At 73.6% G+C, this 13,745-nt stretch carries 14 protein-coding genes; 9 read left to right on the forward strand and 5 right to left on the reverse strand.

From position 1 onward, the window contains the following. The first annotated feature begins 167 nt into the window (after positions 1-167). The 8 genes from AC2CHG_RS17500 (at position 168) to AC2CHG_RS17535 (ending at position 8,721) form a co-directional block, all read left to right on the forward strand. Entirely contained in the window at positions 168-1,397 is a 1,230-nt protein-coding gene (locus tag AC2CHG_RS17500) for a deoxyguanosinetriphosphate triphosphohydrolase (RefSeq protein WP_484525136.1), read from the forward strand. A 39-nt stretch (positions 1,398-1,436) separates the two neighbouring features. Continuing rightward, on the forward strand, positions 1,437-2,273 hold the full coding sequence (locus AC2CHG_RS17505; protein ID WP_484525137.1) for a siderophore-interacting protein: 837 nt from the start codon (positions 1,437-1,439) through the stop codon (positions 2,271-2,273). 194 nt (positions 2,274-2,467) lie between these two features. After that, positions 2,468-4,087, forward strand: a complete 1,620-nt coding sequence (locus AC2CHG_RS17510; RefSeq protein ID WP_484525138.1) for a BCCT family transporter — start codon at positions 2,468-2,470, stop codon at positions 4,085-4,087. Positions 4,088-4,131: 44 nt separating this feature from the next. Further along, the gene (locus tag AC2CHG_RS17515) at positions 4,132-5,106 is read left to right on the forward strand and encodes an ABC transporter ATP-binding protein (RefSeq protein WP_262015179.1); all 975 of its coding nucleotides are present in this window, start codon (positions 4,132-4,134) and stop codon (positions 5,104-5,106) included. Further along, complete coding sequence (locus AC2CHG_RS17520) at positions 5,103-5,954, forward strand: ABC transporter permease (RefSeq protein WP_120568541.1); 852 nt, start codon at positions 5,103-5,105, stop codon at positions 5,952-5,954. The genes AC2CHG_RS17515 and AC2CHG_RS17520 overlap by 4 nt, the downstream gene beginning before the upstream one ends. Before the next feature lie 10 nt (positions 5,955-5,964). Continuing rightward, entirely contained in the window at positions 5,965-6,210 is a 246-nt protein-coding gene (locus AC2CHG_RS17525; protein ID WP_013287928.1) for a helix-turn-helix transcriptional regulator, read from the forward strand. 73 nt (positions 6,211-6,283) lie between these two features. Continuing rightward, complete coding sequence (dnaG, locus tag AC2CHG_RS17530; RefSeq protein WP_484525139.1) at positions 6,284-8,179, forward strand: DNA primase; 1,896 nt, start codon at positions 6,284-6,286, stop codon at positions 8,177-8,179. Continuing rightward, complete coding sequence (locus AC2CHG_RS17535) at positions 8,179-8,721, forward strand: hypothetical protein (protein ID WP_262015182.1); 543 nt, start codon at positions 8,179-8,181, stop codon at positions 8,719-8,721. Before dnaG ends, AC2CHG_RS17535 begins: the two co-directional genes overlap by 1 nt. 3 nt (positions 8,722-8,724) lie before the next feature. Here the strand turns inward: AC2CHG_RS17535 and AC2CHG_RS17540 are convergent, their stop codons facing one another. After that, positions 8,725-9,099, reverse strand: coding sequence for a type II toxin-antitoxin system VapC family toxin (locus AC2CHG_RS17540; RefSeq protein WP_484525140.1), 375 nt, complete (start codon positions 9,097-9,099; stop codon positions 8,725-8,727). Further along, on the reverse strand, positions 9,096-9,350 hold the full coding sequence (locus AC2CHG_RS17545) for a type II toxin-antitoxin system Phd/YefM family antitoxin (RefSeq protein ID WP_194802314.1): 255 nt from the start codon (positions 9,348-9,350) through the stop codon (positions 9,096-9,098). The genes AC2CHG_RS17540 and AC2CHG_RS17545 overlap by 4 nt, the downstream gene beginning before the upstream one ends. Positions 9,351-9,458: 108 nt before the next feature. Between AC2CHG_RS17545 and AC2CHG_RS17550 the strand changes: the two genes are divergently transcribed. Continuing rightward, entirely contained in the window at positions 9,459-9,998 is a 540-nt protein-coding gene (locus tag AC2CHG_RS17550; RefSeq protein WP_262015183.1) for a GNAT family N-acetyltransferase, read from the forward strand. Between the two features lie 48 nt (positions 9,999-10,046). On the opposite strand, the gene AC2CHG_RS17555 is transcribed toward AC2CHG_RS17550, so the two are convergent. The 3 genes from AC2CHG_RS17555 to AC2CHG_RS17565 are packed head-to-tail and all read right to left on the reverse strand — an operon-like array spanning position 10,047 to position 13,737. Beyond that, positions 10,047-11,015: a TAXI family TRAP transporter solute-binding subunit gene (locus tag AC2CHG_RS17555; protein WP_262015184.1), complete on the reverse strand. Its 969-nt coding sequence runs from the start codon at positions 11,013-11,015 to the stop codon at positions 10,047-10,049. Further along, on the reverse strand, positions 11,012-11,404 hold the full coding sequence (locus tag AC2CHG_RS17560; protein ID WP_135241543.1) for a roadblock/LC7 domain-containing protein: 393 nt from the start codon (positions 11,402-11,404) through the stop codon (positions 11,012-11,014). The genes AC2CHG_RS17555 and AC2CHG_RS17560 overlap by 4 nt, the downstream gene beginning before the upstream one ends. Beyond that, a complete protein-coding gene (locus AC2CHG_RS17565; protein ID WP_484525141.1) occupies positions 11,401-13,737 on the reverse strand; it encodes a sensor histidine kinase in 2,337 nt (778 codons plus the stop codon). Before AC2CHG_RS17565 ends, AC2CHG_RS17560 begins: the two co-directional genes overlap by 4 nt. Between the last annotated feature and the right edge of the window lie 8 nt (positions 13,738-13,745).

Genomic DNA, 13,745 nt, shown 5'->3' on the forward strand with positions numbered 1-13,745 from the left:
GTGAGCCGGTCTTGCGAGCCCCGCAGTCGCGACCTCAGCGGTCCGGGAGCGCGAGGAGTGAGCCGGTCTTGCGAGCCCCGCAGTCGCGACCTCAGCGGTCCGGGAGCGCGAGGAGTGAGCCGGTCTTGCGAGCCCCGCAGTCGCGACCACCTGCCAGTCCGGGAGAAGTGAGCGGCGACGCGGCGCGGCTGGTCGACGAGGCGCCCAAGGACACCGGGTACGGCCGGTCGCCGTTCGAGCGGGACCGCGCCCGCGTGCTGCACTCGGCGGCGTTCCGCCGGCTCGCCGCGAAGACGCAGGTGCACACCGCCGGCACGAACGACTTCCTGCGTACCCGGCTGACCCACTCGCTGGAGGTCGCGCAGATCGCCCGCGAGATGGGCGCCCGGCTGGGCTGCGACCCGGACGTGGTGGACACCGCCGGGCTGGCCCACGACCTGGGCCACCCGCCGTTCGGGCACAACGGCGAGTACGCGCTGGACGAGCTGGCCGCCGCCTGCGGCGGCTTCGAGGGCAACGCGCAGACGCTGCGGGTGCTCACCCGGCTGGAGGCCAAGGTGCTCACCCCGGACGGACGTTCGGCAGGGCTGAACCTGACCCGGGCCGCGCTGGACGCGGTGAGCAAGTACCCGTGGCCGCGCCGCCCCGGCGAGCGCAAGTTCGGCGTGTACGCCGACGACCGCCAGGTCTTCGACTGGCTGCGCGAGGGCGCCCCGCCCGGCGCGCGGCGTTGCCTGGAGGCCCAGGTGATGGACTGGGCCGACGACGTGGCGTACTCGGTGCACGACGTCGAGGACGGCATCCACGGCGGGTACGTCGACCTGCGCCCGCTGCTGGCCGACGCGGACGAGCGGCGGGCGCTCTGCGCCGACGTGGCCGCCACCTACTCGGGTGAGGCGCCGGAGGACCTGGGCGAGGTGCTGGCCGACCTGCTGGCCGATCCGGTGCTCGCGCCGCTGGCCGCGTACGACGGCAGCCACCGTGCGCTCGCCGCGTTGAAGGCCACCACGAGCGTGCTCACCGGCCGGTTCGTCGCCGGCGTGGTGGAGGCCACGCAGCAGCGCCACGGCCCCGGTCCGCACCGCCGCTACGACGCCGACCTTGTGGTGCCGCGCCGGATCCGGGCGCAGTGTGCGCTGCTCAAGGGCATCGCCCTGCGGTACGTGATGCGCCGTCCCGGCGCCGAGGACCGCTACGGGCGGCAGCGGGACGTGCTGACCGGGCTGGTCGCGGCGCTGCTGGACCGGGCGCCGGACGCGCTCGACCCGGTGTTCGCGCCGCTGTGGCGGGACGCGGCGGACGACGCCGCGCGGCTGCGCGTGGTGGTCGACCAGGTCGCCTCGCTCACCGATCCGGCCGCGCTGGCCTGGCATGCCCGTCTGGTGTCGCCGAGCTGACCGGATCACCCCGCCGGAGCTTAGGCTAGCCTAAGCAGTATGACGGATCGCCCGAAGAAGCTCACCGCCGCCACGGTCGTCCGGACCACGCGGCCCACCCCGCACCTGATCCGCCTCCTGCTGGGGGGTCCGGAGCTGGCCGGGCTGCCCGTGGGCGCGTACACCGACCACTACGTGAAGTTCGCCTTCCCGCCGGCCGGGGTGACCTATCCGCACCCGGTCGACCTGGCGACGATCAAGCGGGAGTTCCCGGCGGAGCAGTGGCCGCGCCTGCGCGCGTACACCGTCCGGGCCTGGGACGCCGCGGCGGGTGAGATGACAGTGGACGTGGTGCACCACGGCGACGAGGGTCTGGCCGGGCCGTGGGCGGCGGCGCTGCGTCCCGGCGACAGGGTGTTGTTCACCGGGCCGGGCGGTGCGTACGCGCCGGACCCGGCCGCCGACTGGCATCTGCTGGCGGGCGACGAGAGCGCGCTGCCGGCCATCGCCGCCGCCCTGGAGCGGCTGCCCGCGGGCGCTCCCGCGAAGGTGTACGTCGAGGTCGGCGGCCCGGCCGACGAACTGCCACTGGCCGGTGCGGACGCGGTCGAGGTGCGCTGGCTGCACCGCGACGGGCGCCCGTACGGCGCGCCGCTGGTCGAGGCGGTCCGGGCGCTGGAGTTCCCGCCCGGCCGGGTGCACGCGTTCGTGCACGGTGAGGCCGGCGCGGTGAAGGAGCTGCGGCGGCTGCTGCGCGTGGAGCGCGGCGTGCCGCGGGGTGACCTGTCCATCTCCGGCTACTGGCGGCGCGGGATGGACGACGAGGGCTGGCGGTCCACCAAGCCGGCCTGGAACGCCGCGGTGGAGGCCGAGGAGGCCGCCGCCGTCATGTCCTGACCCGCCCCGCCCGCCCCGCCCCCCGCCCGCCCCGCCCCGCCCTCGCCGCCCCGCTCCCGACGCCGATCTTGGAGTTGTGGCACCTCTGATACCGGCGTGAAGCCGGCATTCCGGGCGCCACAACTCCAAGATCGACGGAGGCGGAGTGGGGCGTTTCGTCCTACCCGGGCGGCTGCGCTGCCCAGGATGGGGCCATGGGGGAAGACGTGGGCAAGCGGGTCGACCGGGTGGTGCTCGGGCTCGGCGTGGCCGGCGTGCTGGCCGTGGTGGCCTGGGGCGTGTTCGCCCGGGGCTCGCTGGCCCGGTTCGGCGAGTCCGGCCTGGCCTGGACCGTGAGCACGTTCGGCTGGTTCTTCGTGGTCGCGGCGGACGCCTTCCTGGTGTTGGCGGTGGTCGTGGCAGCCTCCCGGTTCGGCCGGATCCGGCTCGGGGCCGACGACGACGAGCCGGAGTTCGACACGCTGGCCTGGATCGCCATGATGTTCAGCGCCGGCATGGGCATCGGCCTGGTGTTCTTCGCCGTCGCCGAACCGATCCAGCACTACGCGACGCCGCCGCCCGCGTCCGGCGTCGAGCCGCAGACCGGTGCTGCCGCGGCGACGGCCATGCAGTACACGCTCTTCCACTGGACGCTGCATCCGTGGGGCATCTACGCGATCGCGGCGCTGGCGCTGGCGTACTCGACGTTCCGCAAGGGGCGTGGTAACCGGATCTCGTCCGCGTTCGCGCCGCTGCTCGGGGACCGGACCGAGGGCCCGCTCGGTCGGGCGATCGACCTGCTCGCCGTCTTCGCCACCGTGTTCGGCTCCGCGACCAGCCTCGGTCTGGGCGCGCTCCAGGTGGCGGCCGGCCTGGATCTGGTGGCCGGCGTGCCGGACAGCCGGGCCGTCGAGCTGACGATCATCGGCGCGCTCACACTCGCGTTCGTCGTCTCCGCGTTCTCCGGCCTGCACCGGGGCGTGAAGTGGCTGTCCACCACGAACGTGCTTATCGCGGTCGTGCTGATGCTGTTCGTGTTCGTGGTCGGTCCGACCGTCTACACGCTGGAGGTGCTGCCGGCCTCGGTCGGTGACTACCTGAGCGGCCTGGTGCGCATGTCTACGCGTACCGGGGCGTTCTCCGATCCTGCCTGGCTGGGCTCGTGGACGATCTTCTACTGGGCGTGGTGGATCTCCTGGGCGCCGTTCGTGGGCACGTTCATCGCCCGCATCTCGCGCGGCCGCACGGTCCGCCAGTTCCTGATCGGGGTGCTGCTGATACCCAGCGGCGCGAGCACCGTCTGGTTCGCGGTGATGGGCGGGACCGCCCTGCGTACGCAGACCACCGACACCCGCGATCTGGTGGCGGACGTGGACGCCGGGTCCGAGCAGGGGCTGTTCGGGCTGCTCGACGCGCTGCCGCTGGCCACGCTGACGAGCGTGCTCGCCATGGTGCTGATCGGTCTCTACTTCGTCACCAGCGCGGACTCGGCGTCGCTGGTGCTCGGCTCGCTCAGCTCGCGGGGCGCGTTGCGGCCACATCGCGGGGTGGTGGTGCTCTGGGGCGTGCTGATCGGCGCGGTCGCGGCGGCGTTGCTGCTGGCCGGCGGCCTGGCCGCGCTGCAACAGGCGACCATCCTGGTCGCGTTGCCGTTCGTCGTGGTGATGTTGGGCCTGGCCGTCGCGGTGCTCCGGGAGATGGCCGCCGATCCGATGCTGCGCGCCGGGCCCCGGCCCCGCCGCTCCGGCCTGGCCGCCGCGGTGAACGCGGCCCGGTCGTACGAGGAGGAGGAACCGGCCCCCGTCACGCGCTGGTTCCACCGCCCACGCTCCTGAGTGGGGGTACCTCTGTTTGTAGTATGAGTGCTACATTCCGAGGCATGACTGCGGTCGAACTTCCCGGGGCCGTCGCGTCCCCCCGACCGCCCGACGAGGATCTCGTCCTCGACGTGCGGGATCTGCGTATGCGCTACGGCGCCGTCGACGTGCTGCACGGCGTCGACCTGACCGCCCGGCGGGGCGAGGTGGTGGCGCTGCTCGGGCCCAACGGCGCGGGCAAGACCACCACCATCGAGATCCTCGAAGGCTTCCGGCTGCCCTCGGCCGGCACGGTGCGGGTGCTCGGCACCGACCCGGCGCGCGGTGACGAGCGGTGGCGCGCACGACTGGGCGTGGTGCTGCAGTCCTGGCGCGACCACGGCAAGTGGCGGGTACGGGAGCTGCTCGCCCACCTCGGCGACTTCTACGCGCCGTACGCCACCGACCGGATCGCGCGCCCGTGGCCGGTGGACGAGCTGCTGGAGACGGTGGGCCTGGCCGCGCACGCCGGCAGCCGGGTGTCCCGGCTCTCCGGTGGTCAGCGTCGCCGGCTCGACGTCGCTGTCGGCATCGTGGGCCGGCCGGAACTGCTGTTCCTGGACGAGCCCACCGTCGGCTTCGACCCGGCCGCCCGGCGCGAGTTCCACGAGCTGGTGCACCGCCTGGCCGACCTGGACGAGACCACCATCGTGCTGACCACGCACGACCTGGCCGAGGCGGAGAAGCTGGCCGACCGCATCCTCATCCTGGCCGGCGGCCGGATCATCGCCGAGGGGTCGCCCGACCAGCTCGCCCGGCGTGTCGCGGGGGACGCCGAGGTGCGCTGGACCCGGGACGGCGAGCGGTACGTGCACGCCACCGCCGACGCCACCGCGTTCCTGCGCGACCTGCTCCGTGAGCACGGCGACCGGATACGCGAGCTGGAGGTGCGCCGGGCCAGCCTGGAGGACGCGTACCTGGCGCTGGTGCACGAGGAGGAGACAGGCATCCGTACCGGCCGGGCCGAGCGGGTGTGGCAGCAGGAGGCGAACCGATGAACCCGACCACCAACGCGCTACGGGCCGGGCTGCGGCGCGGCGTGATCGAGCTGCGCGCCACGTTCACCAACGGCCAGGATCTCTGGACCTACTTCTTCCCCACAGTGGTGCTGCTGATCGCCGTGTTCTGGATGCGCGGCTCGACTGTGCCCGGCACCGACTTCTCGCTCGGCGCCCGTACGCTGCCCAGCGCGCTCGGCATGGGCCTGCTCTTCGGCGGCCTGCTCGGGCTGGCCAACCAGCTCGTCATCGACCGGGAGGACGGCACGCTGCTGCGCGCCAAGGCGATCCCGGACGGCATGCTCGGCTACCTGGTCGGCAAGATCGTGCTGGTCTCGGCGGTCGCACTGATCGGCGTGGTCATCCAGCTCACGCCGGGGCTGTTCTTCCTCGACGGGCTGCGGCTCGGCGACCCCGGCGCCTGGCTCACGCTGGCCTGGGTGGTGCCGCTCGGGCTGGTGGCGACGCTGCCGCTGGGCGCGGTGATCGGCTCGCTGGTGGAGAACCCCCGCAACATGGGCCTGGTGGTGATGCCGATCTTCGGTCTCATCGCGCTGTCCGGCATCTTCTACCCGATCAACGGCCTGCCCGGCTGGCTCCAGGGCGTCGCCCAGGTGTTCCCGCTCTACTGGCTAGGCTTGGGCATGCGCTCGGCGCTGCTCCCCGGCGACCTCGCGGCCGTCGAACTCGGCGGCTCCTGGCGGCACCTGGAGACGGTCGGCGTGCTCGGCGCCTGGGCGGTGCTCGGGCTCGTGCTGGCCCCGGTGGTGCTGCGCCGGATGGCCCGCCGGGAGTCCGGCTCGCGGGTCGCGGCCCGGCGGGAGCGGGCCATGCAGCGGGTCGGATGAGAGGGCGTCGATGAGCGAGACCGTGCACAACCGCATCGCGGTGCTGCGCGCCGAACGGGGCATCTCCCGCCGGCAACTGGCCGACGCGCTCGGTGTGCACTACCAGACCGTCGGTTACCTGGAGCGCGGCGAGTTCCGGCCCAGCCTGCACCTGGCGCTGCGCATCGCCGCGTACTTCGAGGTGCCGGTCGAGGTGGTCTTCTCGATCGAGCCGTTCCCGCGTATCGGCGACCCCGCGGCGGCCCGCTCGGCCTGAGCCGGCGGGGACGGGCGTGGCCGGCCACACGCCCGTCCCCCCGGCCGCCGGAACGTCGGTCCGGCAGGGCAGGATGTACGCCGAGGGGGTGGCGGTCATGGCGGGGCGGATCCGGGACGAGGACATCGCGCTGGTCCGCGAGCGCACCGCCATCGCGGACGTCATCTCCGAGGTGGTGACGCTCAAGTCGGCCGGCGGCGGCAACCTCAAGGGGCTCTGCCCGTTCCACGACGAGAAGAGCCCGTCGTTCAACGTCTCGCCCGCCCGCAACGTGTTCTACTGCTTCGGCTGCGGGGTCGGCGGCGACGCGATCAAGTTCCTGATGGACGCCGAGCACCTCAGCTTCGTCGAGTCGGTCGAGCGGCTGGCCGCCCGCGCCGGCATCCAGTTGCGCTACGTCGAGGACGACAGGTCGGCGCCGCGTCCCCGCCCGCAGCAGGGGCAGCGGCAGCGCCTGGTGGCCGCGCACGCCGCCGCCGTCGACTTCTACCGGGCCCAGCTCACCACCGCCGGCGCGCGCCCGGCCCGCGAGTTCCTCGCCGGGCGCGGCTTCGACCGGGCCGCCGCCGAGCGGTACGGCTGCGGCTTCGCCCCCGACGGGTGGGACATGCTCACCAAGCACCTGCGTCAGCAGGGCTTCACCCACGACGAGCTGGTCACCGCCGGGCTGTCCCGCCCGGCCCGCTCCGGTTCGCTGATCGACAGGTTCCGCCGCCGCCTGATGTGGCCGATCCGGGACATCACCGGCGACGTGATCGGCTTCGGCGCCCGCAAGCTGTTCGACGACGACGACGGCCCGAAATACCTGAACACCCCCGAGACGCCGATCTACAAGAAGTCGCACGTGCTCTACGGCATCGACCAGGCCAAGCGGGAGATCGCCAAGCAGGGCAAGGTGGTGGTGGTCGAGGGCTACACCGACGTGATGGCCTGCCACCTGGCCGACGTGCCGACGGCGGTGGCTACCTGCGGCACCGCGTTCGGCGGCGACCACATCTCGGTGCTGCGCCGGGTGCTGTTCGACAGCGACGAGCGGGCCGGTGAGATCATCTTCACCTTCGACGGCGACGCGGCCGGGCAGAAGGCCGCGCTGCGCGCCTTCGAGGACGACCAGCGCTTCGTCGGGCGTACCTTCATCGCGGTCAGCCCCGACAACATGGACCCGTGCGATCTGCGCCTGGCAAAGGGCGACCTGGCCGTACGTGACCTGGTGGCCCGCCGCGAGCCCCTGGTGGACTTCGCACTCCGGCACGTGATCAACCGGTTCGACCTGGACACCGTCGACGGCCGGGTCGAGGCCATGCGCCGCGCCGCGCCGCTCGTGGCGAAGATCAAGGACCGGGAGAAGCGCCCGGAGTACGTCCGCAAACTCGCCGGCGACCTCGGCATGGAGATCGAGCCGGTGCAGCGCGCGGTGCTGGCCGCCGCGAACGGGCAACCGGCCCCCGGTGGGCCCGCCGCGTCCGGGCGCCCCCGCCCGAACGCGCCCACTGTGGACAGCCCTCGCTCCATGGTGGAGCGGGAGGCGCTGAAGCTGGCGTTGCAGGAGCCGGTCCTGGCCGGCCCGATGTTCGACGCGGTCGAGGCGACCGACTACCAGCATCCGGTGCACCTCGCGGTACGCGCCGCCGTGGCCGCGGCAGGCGGGGCGTCCGGCGCCACCGGCGGCGCGGTCTGGATCGAGCGGGTCCGCGATGCCTGCGACGACCTGGCCGGGCAGGCGTTGATCGGCGAGCTGGCGGTGGAACCGCTGCGTATCGACGGCGAGCCCGACCCGCGGTACGTCTCGATCACCATGGCTCGGCTCCAGTGGAGTTCGGTCACCGGCCGCATCCGTGACCTGAAGTCGAAGATCCAGCGAGTCAACCCGGTGAGCAACAAGGACGAGTACTTCGCCCTGTTCGGGGAACTGCTCTCGCTGGAACAGCACGCACGGGCACTGCGCGAGCAGGCCGCCGGAGGTTTGTGATGGGTCTGTTCAACCGCCGGCCGAAACTGCCCTCGGCGGACCGGCCGCCGCTGGTCGCCGACGAGCGGGTGCTCGCCTGGGCCGCCGCCGGCACCGGCGAGGGCGGCAACGACGGCGTGCTGGTCGCCAGCAACCGCGGGCTCTGGCTGCCCGGCCGGGTGGACCGCCTCGGCTGGCACGACATCCTCAAGGCGGTCTGGTCCGGCCGGGAACTCACCGTCACGCCGGCCGAGCCGGTCGCCGAGCGCGACGGCTACCTGGTGGTCGCGGACGGCCTCCCCGAGACGTACCTGCTCGTCGACCCGGGTGACCTGCCGCACCAGGTCCGGGCCCGGGTCACCGGCTCGGTGGCGTACACCTCGCACCACGAGGTGCCCGGCGGCTCCGGGCGGATCGCGGCCCGGCGGGTGCCCGGGGTCGACGGCCTGACCTGGACGGTCCGCTACGACCCGGGGACGCCGACCGACGACGAGGCGGTGACCGACGAGACCGCCCGGCTGGTCGCGGCGGCGCGGGCCGCCACCACCCCCGCCGACGCCTGAGGCCTACACCTTGAGGACGTCGACGTCGTAGAGCGGGATGGAGGCGTCGCGGGTGGCCAGGGTCAGGTTCTCCGTGATCGCCTGCGCCACCAGCATCCGGTCGAAGGGATCCCGGTGATGCGGCGGCAGGCGGCCTGCGGTGATGGCGTGGTCGTGGGTCACCGGGAGTTCACGGAAACCCATGTCCCGCACCCGCTCCGCGAGGTCGGGAGGACCGGAGAGCTTTCCCGCCTGCTGCTTGACGGTGATCTCCCAGAGGCTGACCGGGGAGAGGAAGACATCGGGGTCGTGGCGTAGCCGGTCGAGGAACTCGACGCCGAGGGTGGCGTCGCCGGTGATGGCCCAGAGCGCGACGTGGGTGTCCAGCAGCAGGGTCATGCGCCGATTCCGAAGTCGGCGGCGATCTCGGCGTTGGTCTGTGGCGAGTCCCAGTCACCGGAGAGGTCCACCTGCCCGGCGAGGGAGCCGACCGCCGTGCGGTCGGTTCGGCGCACGAGCGGCACGACCTTCGCCACGGGGGTGCCCGCCCGGTCGATGATGATCTCTTCGCCGCGTTCCACCCGCTCGATGATGCGCGACAGGTGGGTCTTGGCGTCATGCATGTTGTAGTGCGCAGCCTCAGCAGACACAGCGCGACCTCCTCAGTTAGCTAAGCACTTAGTTTAGGCGTGTGGGGCGCCCGGCGGCGGCCGGATAATCCGGTCGAGTGGCTGCGGCCCGGCTGTTAGCGTCGCGGGATGTTCGCCACCGACCGGGTCCGCCTGCGTACCCCCACCCCCGACGACGCACCGGACCTGTTCCGCCTGCACGCCGATCCGGAACTGCACCTGATCACCGACGACGGGCCGTTCCTGCCGCACCACGTCGGGCAGGTCCGGGCCCGGCTGGAGAAGCGCGTCGGCGAGCAGCCGGACGCGGGCGCCGCGGTGTCGCTGCTGGCCGAGACCGTCGCCGACGGCACGTTCCTCGGCACCGGCGTGCTGTGGGGGATCGACACGTTCAGCAGGCTCGCCCACCTCGGCATCACGCTGCTCCCCGAGGCGCGCGGCCAGGGCTACGGCACCGAGGTGATCCGGCTGCTCTGCCGGTACGGCTTCCGCAACCGCAACCTGCGCCGCCTGGAGATCGAGACGCTCGCCGCCAACACGGCCATGCGGCGTACCGCCGAGCGATGCGGTTTCGTCCACGAGGGCACCCAGCGGGAGCGCGGGTACGACGGCGACGGCTTCGGAGACATGGTGATCTACGGCCTGCTGCGGCGCGACTGGACGCCGTGAGCAGGCGCGGTCCCGCCCCGGCGCGGTCGAGGCGGCGCGGTCCCGCGCTCAGCCGGTGCGGTAGAACCGCTGCGCGCCCGGATGCAACGGGATCGGGCGGGTCGACGCGGCGCTGGACCGGTTGAAATTCGCCGCCTCCGGGTGCACCTGGATCAACTCGCCCTGCCAGGTGAACAGCACCCGGGTCAGGTCGTACGCCAGCTGGTCCGGCATGTCCGCCCCCACCAGGATCACGTTCGCCACCGTGATGGTCGGCGTCGGCTCGGGTGTCCCGTACACCTCCTTCGGCAGCGTCGCCGTGGTGTAGACGGCGCCGAAGCGGGCGCTCAACGGCTCGATCAGCTCGTCGATCGGCAGCAGCCGGAACGTGCCCGGTGCGGACGAGAGCAGATCCTTGACACCGGGGGTGGGCAGACCGCCGGAGAAGAACATGGCGTCCAGGCCCTTCGCCCGCATCCGCTTGACCGTCTCCGGCAGCGACAGGTTGAACCGCTGGATGTCCCGGTTCGGGTCCATGCCACCGGCGGTGAGCAGGCGCCCGGCGATGATGTCGGTGCCGGACTTCGGCGAACCGGTGGAGATGCGCTTGCCGCGCAGGTCGGCGAAGCTGCGGATCTTGCCGTCGGCGCGGACGATCACGTGCGTGTAGTTGCTGTAGACCCGGGCCAGCGCGCGTACCGGCTGCGGCTGCTTGTCGAACGCCCCGCGCCCGTCGACCGCGTCCGCCGCCGTGTCGGCCAGGCTGAACGCGATCTCCATGTCGCCGCTCGCCACCCGGGTGATGTTCTCCACCGACGCGCCGGTCGGCTCGGCCCGCGCCTCGTACCCGGGCAGATGGCGGGTGATCAGGTCGGCGTACCCGCCGCCGAGCTGGTAGTACACGCCTGTGGTGTTGCCGGTGGCCAGGAAGATCCGCCCGCCGTGCCACGCCTCCGGCGCGGAGTCCTCGGCCGCGCACCCGGCCACCAGCACCGCCGTCATCAGCGCGGCGGTCAGCCGCAGCCGGCGGCCGTTCACCGGCGGACCGCCGGTTCCAGCGCCTCCGCCACCCGCTGCACCAGCGTCGCCGTCTCGTAGCCGATCTGACCCAGGTCGCAGCCGGGCGCGGCGAGCACGCCGAGCAGCGCCCGTTCACCCACCGCCATCACCAGCATCACGCCGCCGTCCATGTCGACGATCTGCTGGCGTACCCGGCCGGCGGACATGAGCCGGGCCGCGCCCACGGTCAGGCTCGCCAGCCCGCTGATCACCGCGGAGAGCTGGTCGACCTGGTCCGGGGCGAGATCGGGCGAGGACGCCAGCCGCAGCCCGTCCTCGGAGACCGCGAGCGCGTGCGAGACGTCCGGCACCTGCTCGGCGAAGTTCGCCAGCAGCCAGTCCAGTCCGGTGGTGGACGGTGAGGTCATGGTCTTCTCCCGTTGGGTGTGGTGTTCGGGGCACGGCGGGTCGCGCTGGCCACCCCCTCGGCGAGGGCGGACAGCCGGGCACGTACCACTTCGGGGTCGAGCAGGTCGGTGGCCGGCGGCGGCGCGGTGGTGTCCGGCATCGGCTCGGGCAGGTGGCCGCCCACCTGCCGCCGGGGAAGCCCGGCGGCGGTGGTCGGGACGGGCGTCGGCGGCACGCTCACCGGCCGGATCCGCGCCGTGCTCGGCGCCAGCAACGCGCCACCCGGCGTGCGGACCGCGGCGACGCCACGCACCGGCCCGACGGCCGTGGCGCTGGTGACGAGACTGCGGCCGGCGGCCGGCCCGGACTTGAACCAGGCGGCGGCGCGCGGCCGCCGCTCGGCGGCCGGCCGGGACGCCACCGACTCGACCCGGGTCAGCACCGATTCCGGTACGTCGACCTGCGCCACAGTGCCGGTACCGGGGTTGTGCAACTGCACCCGGATCCCGTGCCGGGCGGCCAGGTGGGCCACCACGTGCAGGCCCATGCTGCCCGCCGCCGCGCTGGACAGCGTGGCCGGCGCGGCCAGCCGCTCGTTGATCTCGGTCAGCCGGCTCTCGCTGACGCCGATGCCCTGGTCGCGGACGCGCAGCACCAGCCCGTCGACCGTGCGCCGGCCGTCGACGAGCACCCGGGCCTCCGGTGGCGAGTAGACGGTGGCGTTCTCCAGCAGCTCCGCCAGCAGGTGCACCAGGTTGCCGGCCGCCGTGCCGTGCACCGCGGCGGTCGGCACGTCGATCTCCACCCGCGGGTAGTCCTCGATCTCGGACGCCGCCGCCCGCACCACGTCGTCCAGCAGCAACGCGCCCTCGTGCCCCCGGCCGGGCTCACCACCGGCGAGCACCAGCAGGTTCTCCCCGTTGCGGCGCAACCGGGCGGCGAGGTGGTCCAGCGCGAACAGCCGGGCCAGCGCGTCCGGGTCGGTCTCCTCGCGCTCGAAGTCGTCGAGCAGCCGCAGCTGCCGGGTGATGAGCGTCCGGATGCGCCGGGCCAGCGCCTCCGCCATCCGGGTCACGTCCAGCCGCAACTCGGCCTGCTGACCGGCCAGCCGCAACGCGGCCCGGTTCACCGTGTCGAACGCCTCGGCGACCTGCGCCACCTCGTCCCGGCCGCGTCTGATCCCGTCGGTCATCCGGGTCGCCGGGCCCTCCGCCGGGGTCCGCTCGCCCGCCGCGATCGCGGTGATCCGTTCCGGCAGTTCCCGGTTCGCCATGGTCAGCGCGGCCACCCGCAGCCGGCGCAACCGGCGGCTCGTACGGACCGCCAGCAGCACGGCGGTGAGGAGCGAGCCGAGCGCGACCGTGCTCGTCGCGCCGGCGGTCAGCACCGCACGCAACCGGGCCGCCCCGGCCAGGTCCGCCGCGTCCCGGTCCAGCCCGTCGGACAGGTCCCGGCCGAGCAGGTTGTACCGGCGGATCGCGCCGCTCTGCGCCACGTACCAGGCGTCGCCGTCGCTCTTCAGCGCGTCCGGCGCGCCGTCGGTGTCGAGCACCGTGTCGCGCATCCGCCGGGCCGCCGTCACGTCCGTGCCGTCGACCTTGCGGTACCAGGCGGTTCTCGACGAGTCGGAGGCGATCCGCAGGAACTCGGCCTGCCGCTGCTCCCGGGCACCCCGCAACCGGCCCAGCCGGGCCAGCTCACCGCGTTCCAGCCCGCCCCGGACGAACACCGCCCGCAGCAGGTCGCGCTCCAGCGAGGACAGGTGCTCCTGGGCGGCCACCGCGGCCACCTCACGGGCCTGGTTGGCCAGATCGGCGTCGCGGAGCTGGCTCGGCAGCGCGTCCGCGACCGCGAGCAGCGACTCCACGAGCGACACGTACGCCGGGTCGGCGTCCTCGCCGGCCACCGCCTGCTCCCGGGTGGGCGCGAGCTTGTCCAGGCGCCGGCTGGCGTCGTTGAGCACGGGTGTCAGGTCGGGGGCGGCCCGGCGGGCGTCACCCTGCGCCGCGCGGTAGCGATCGACAGCGGTGTCCACCCGGCGTCGCTGCGCGTCCACGAGCGGGCGACCCGACGTACCGCCGCGCTGGCGCAACGCGGCCGTCTCGCCCAGCTCGCGTTCCAGCTCGTGCACCAGCCGTACGGTCGCGGTGGCGGTGCCGGCCAGCACGCGGGCCCGGTCGGCGTCGGCGGACGCGTCGAGCGCCGCGCCGGTCTGCGCCGCCCCCAGCACGACCAGGCCGGCGGTGGCCACCAGGATCGGGGCCAGCAGTTGGACGCGAACCGAGCGGAGGCGTCCGGTGCGGTCCGCGGAGCGGTGATGCCGGCGTACGCGAGCCGGGTGGGGCAGCGGCACGGGGGTCT

This window comes from Micromonospora sp. ATLC20 (assembly GCF_057196585.1).

Bases quoted from the DNA above. Each gene is read 5' to 3' on its own strand.
- AC2CHG_RS17505 (WP_484525137.1), top strand. From the start codon at position 1,437: ATGACGGATCGCCCGAAGAAGCTCACCGCCGCCACGGTCGTCCGGACC.
- AC2CHG_RS17510 (WP_484525138.1), top strand. From the start codon at position 2,468: ATGGGGGAAGACGTGGGCAAGCGGGTCGACCGGGTGGTGCTCGGGCTC.
- AC2CHG_RS17515 (WP_262015179.1), top strand. From the start codon at position 4,132: ATGACTGCGGTCGAACTTCCCGGGGCCGTCGCGTCCCCCCGACCGCCC.
- AC2CHG_RS17520 (WP_120568541.1), top strand. From the start codon at position 5,103: ATGAACCCGACCACCAACGCGCTACGGGCCGGGCTGCGGCGCGGCGTG.
- AC2CHG_RS17525 (WP_013287928.1), top strand. From the start codon at position 5,965: ATGAGCGAGACCGTGCACAACCGCATCGCGGTGCTGCGCGCCGAACGG.
- dnaG (WP_484525139.1), top strand. From the start codon at position 6,284: ATGTACGCCGAGGGGGTGGCGGTCATGGCGGGGCGGATCCGGGACGAG.
- AC2CHG_RS17535 (WP_262015182.1), top strand. From the start codon at position 8,179: ATGGGTCTGTTCAACCGCCGGCCGAAACTGCCCTCGGCGGACCGGCCG.
- AC2CHG_RS17540 (WP_484525140.1), bottom strand. From the start codon at position 9,099: ATGACCCTGCTGCTGGACACCCACGTCGCGCTCTGGGCCATCACCGGC.
- AC2CHG_RS17550 (WP_262015183.1), top strand. From the start codon at position 9,459: ATGTTCGCCACCGACCGGGTCCGCCTGCGTACCCCCACCCCCGACGAC.
- AC2CHG_RS17560 (WP_135241543.1), bottom strand. From the start codon at position 11,404: ATGACCTCACCGTCCACCACCGGACTGGACTGGCTGCTGGCGAACTTC.